Source organism: Candidatus Thiosymbion oneisti (genome assembly GCF_900092655.1).
Taxonomy (GTDB): Bacteria; Pseudomonadota; Gammaproteobacteria; order Chromatiales; family Chromatiaceae; genus Thiosymbion; species Thiosymbion oneisti.
This window is the reverse complement of the sequence record NZ_FLUY01000865.1, coordinates 1-4221: the sequence shown is the minus strand read 5'-3', so window position 1 is coordinate 4221 and position 4221 is coordinate 1. Positions and strand designations below refer to the sequence as shown.

At 64.6% G+C, this 4221-nt stretch carries 2 protein-coding genes; both read left to right on the top strand.

Annotated features, from left to right (window positions below; genetic code table 11):
* Positions 1-501: 501 nt before the first annotated feature.
* A complete protein-coding gene (locus BQ17_RS09185; RefSeq protein ID WP_089726370.1) occupies positions 502-2511 on the top strand; it encodes a hydantoinase/oxoprolinase family protein in 2010 nt (669 codons plus the stop codon).
* 419 nt (positions 2512-2930) lie between these two features.
* The gene (locus BQ17_RS09180) at positions 2931-4112 is read left to right on the top strand and encodes a DesA family fatty acid desaturase (RefSeq protein WP_089726368.1); all 1182 of its coding nucleotides are present in this window, start codon (positions 2931-2933) and stop codon (positions 4110-4112) included.
* Positions 4113-4221: the final 109 nt, after the last annotated feature.

The following is a 4221-nucleotide window of genomic DNA, read 5'->3' as shown; positions in this document are numbered from 1 at the left end:
GGCGCTTAATCGACGCTGGAGCGTCAAGATCCCTCCTCCGTCGGGACAAGTCTGCTCCCACGCTGGAGCGTGGGGAGTCAGCCGAAAGGATCATGGAAGGGTACCACCGGACATTTTGGAGTGCGGCGTCAACCTGACCCCGATGCTTACCGGAACCTACAGCGCCAGGCATAAGCGGGGGGTCGGCCAAGTGGCACAATCCTGCCGCCGCTTTGGATTTGGCGCTACATAAAAGTATTGTGGCCAGGGGAAAGCGCCGTCGCCGCGGCGCGGGTTGAACTTAAGTGCTCGGATTCCCGGCCAACGCCGCTGGTATCCCCCGTGACTGAGGTTCGATGCGGCCACGCCGCTTTGCCGGCGCACTCCAAAGCAGTCCGGAATCCATTAAAGAGCCTCCTGAATTATCTGGCACTGCTTGGGGGACCGGACGTGTTAGGTTACGACGCTCAAAGGCTCGTTGATCGCGCCGGCACGGACACCGAAGTGGATCGATAAGCCGTTATGCGTCGAACGCAACAGGTCCGGTCTCCCAGGCCGCGCCATAGAATTCAGACGCGGCTAGTCGGCATCGATACCGGTGGGACCTTTACGGATTTCGTCCTGTGGCAGGACGGAGCCCTGCGGGTGCATAAGGTACTCTCCACCCCCCAGGCCCCGGAGGTGGCGATCCTGCAGGGCATTCGGGAGCTGGGGCTCGACGCGGAAGGTCTGCGGGTGATCCACGGTTCCACCGTGGCCACCAATGCGGCCCTGGAGGGGAAGGGCGTGCGTACCCTCTATGTGGCCAACCGCGGGCTCGGGGATCTGCTGACCATCGGCCGCCAAGCGCGCGAGGAGCTGTACGATCTGCAACCGCCGGCCCGCCGCCCGCCGGTACCTCCTGAGCTCTGTTGGGAGACCGCAGGCAGGCTCGCCGCCGACGGGAGCTGGGTGGAGCCCATAACCCGGTCGGACATCGCCGAGCTACGCGCGGAGGTGGCAAGGCTGCGGCCCGAATCGGTAGCCATCAATCTGCTCTTCTCGTACCTGGATGACAGCGCCGAGCGGGCGTTGGCGCAGGCCCTGCCCGCCGGTCTCTTCGTCTCCCGGTCGTCCGCGGTGCTGCCGGTAACCGGGGAGTATGAGCGCGGTATAGCGACCTGGCTCAATGCCTGGTTGGGTCCCCTGGTCGCCCGCTATGTGGAGCGGCTATGCCACGGATTGCCCGGCGCCCTGGTCGCCGTCATGCAATCCAGCGGCGAGTCAGTGGCCGCCGACCAGACCGCGGACCAGGCGGTGCGGCTGCTCTTGTCGGGTCCCGCAGGAGGCCTGGCAGGCGCCGGGTTCGTCGGGCGGCTGGCGGGTCGGGAGCGGCTACTTACCTTCGACATGGGCGGCACCTCCACGGATGTGGCCCTGGTGGACGGGGCGCCCGGCCTCACCACCGAAGGCCGCATCGCCGGTTATCCGGTGGCCGTGCCCATGGTGGACATGCACACCATCGGTGCCGGCGGCGGCTCCATCGCCCGCTTGGACCCCGGGGGCCGGTTGCTGGTAGGACCCGAGTCCGCCGGTGCCGAGCCCGGTCCTGCCTGTTACGGCAAGGGCGGCGAGCAGCCGACGGTCACGGACGCCAATCTGGTGCTCGGCCGGCTGCGCCCGGAGGCCTTCCTGGGTGGTCGCATGGAATTGGATGTCACCGCTGCTGAACGGGTGATCGGCCAGCTGGGTGCCGCCATGGGATTGGATGCCAAGACAGCGGCCCTGGGCATCCTGCGGGTCGCCAACGAGCATATGGTACGGGCCCTGCGGGTCATCTCGGTGCAGCGAGGGCTCGACCCCCGGGACTACACCCTGACCTCCTTCGGCGGCGCGGGGGGGCTCCATGTGTGCGCGCTGGCCGAAGCCCTGGGCATGCGCCGGGCCATGGTACCCATCCATGCCGGGGTGCTCTCCGCGTTGGGCATGCTGGCGACCCCGCCGGGACGCCTATTGACGCGCACCTGGTTGGGAAGGCTCGCTGAACGCAGCGATCAGCAGATCGAGCAGCGGCTCAGGGCATTGGCCGCGGAGGCCGTCGCGGCCCTGGCGCACGAGGGACTGGATCCGGCACGGCTGCGAACCGTCTCGTCCCTGGATCTCCGCTACCGGGGTCAATCCTACACCCTGAACCTCGGCTGGGAAGGGCGGGCTGTCACCGCCGAGGCCTTTCATCGGCTGCATCAGGCGCGTTACGGCCATCGGCTGGCGCTCCCGGTGGAATTGGTCAACCTGCGGGTGCGGGTGACGGGTGCACCGCCGAAGCTGATCCTGAGTCGAGCCGATGGCGAGATTGCCGCACCCCCGGGGCAATGCGTATCGGTGGCGGGTTGTGAGCAACCAGTCCCGGTACTGCAACGGACGGCCCTGGTCGGCGCCGACCCCGTAGCAGGTCCGGCGGTGATCCTGGACACAGTATCCACCACCTGGCTGGCGCCCGGTTGGACCGCTCGTCCGGACGCCCTGAACAACCTGCATCTCGAGCGGCACTAGACGGGCAGGGCAACCGAATAATAAACAGAAAAGCAATCTGAACTACTTAAGACGCAGCGCATTTCCAGACGTCTACTGTGCCTTAAGCGGTTCATTGCCAAGATTGTGGCCTCACCGCGTCATTCCGGCAGGGGGTGTCGGAATCCAGTGTCATGGATGGCAACAACAGGGGGCTCTGAACCATTATCCTTTAAGGTTATGTTGCATCGGTTGTCCTGGATAGACGAGCGGTTTCTTTCCAGTCCCTTATTAGCTATAGTGGCCTTATCCCACTGGCCGATGCTCTGTCGACAGATGGGAACCAAGAGCCACGCTGCGCATTTCCCCTGGTCCGACCTACGACCAGCCCTGCAACCGCTGCACCTGTCCCTGCACCGGCGACACGGTTTCGCCGCTATCCCTTTCCCCGAGGCCCCCTGATGAGCTTATACGGAATCCTGGACCTTTCTTTATGGCAAGTGGTGTTGGCCGGGCTGGCCCTGACCCATGTCACCATCGTGACCGTTACGGTCTTTCTGCATCGCTCGCAGGCCCATCGGGCGCTCGATCTGCACCCGGCGGCAAGCCATTTCTTCCGCTTCTGGCTGTGGCTCACCACCGGCATGGTAACCCGGGAGTGGGTCGCGGTGCATCGCCGCCATCATGCCAAGTGCGAGACGCCCGACGATCCCCACAGCCCCAAAATTCTGGGCCTGGGCAAGGTCCTGACGGAGGGTGCGGAGCTGTACGTCAAGGCCGCCGGTAATCCGCAGACCCTCTTACGGTACGGTCACGGCACCCCCGACGATTGGATCGAGCGCCGCCTCTACAGCCGTTACACCTGGCAGGGGTTGGGGCTGATGCTGATCCTGGATCTGCTGCTGTTCGGCGTCTACGGCATTACCCTGTGGGCGATTCAGATGATGTGGATCCCCTTCTTCGCCGCCGGCGTGATCAACGGCGTCGGCCATTACTGGGGCTACCGCAACTTCGAGACGCCGGATGCCTCGGCCAACATCCTGCCCTTCGGTCTCCTGATCGGCGGCGAAGAGCTGCACAATAACCACCATGCCTTTCCAAGCTCCGCCAAGCTGTCCTCCAAGTGGTGGGAGTTGGATCTGGGCTGGTTCTACGTGCGGCTGCTGTGCGTACTCGGTCTGGCCAAGGTGAAGAAGGTCGCACCCAAGCCGCGGGTCGTCGCGGGCAAGGGTAACATCGATATGGATACGGTGCGCGCGGTCGTCACCGGGCACATGCACATCGCCGCCCGTTACGCGCAGGAGGTGCTCGCGCCGGTCACCCGCGCCGAGCTATGCCGCAGCAAACGCCATTGCCGCCGTCTGTTCAGACGCACGCAACGCCTGTTGGTCATGGAAGGAGCGCGGCTGGACGAGCGCGCAAGACAACGCCTGGAGCAGGTGTTGGCCCAGAGCCAAACATTAGAGACCGTCTACCAGTTCCGCGAACGTCTGCGGGATCTGTGGGAGCGGACCACACCCAATCAGGAGGCCCTTCTCAACTCCCTGCAAGACTGGTGTCAACAGGCGGAAGCCACCGGCATTCAGGCCCTGGAGACCTTTTCCCGCAAGCTGCGCAGCTATACACTCGCGCCGGTTCCCTAAGAGGCTGTCTAAAAACTAACCCATTGATTTTTAATCGGTAGGCTGGGGTGAGGAACGAACCCCAGCTTTGGTTGTTGCTGGGTTTTGGCCGTCCCTGGCCGCAACCCAG

Bases quoted from the DNA above. Each gene is read 5' to 3' on its own strand.
- BQ17_RS09185 (WP_089726370.1), top strand. From the start codon at position 502: ATGCGTCGAACGCAACAGGTCCGGTCTCCCAGGCCGCGCCATAGAATT.
- BQ17_RS09180 (WP_089726368.1), top strand. From the start codon at position 2,931: ATGAGCTTATACGGAATCCTGGACCTTTCTTTATGGCAAGTGGTGTTG.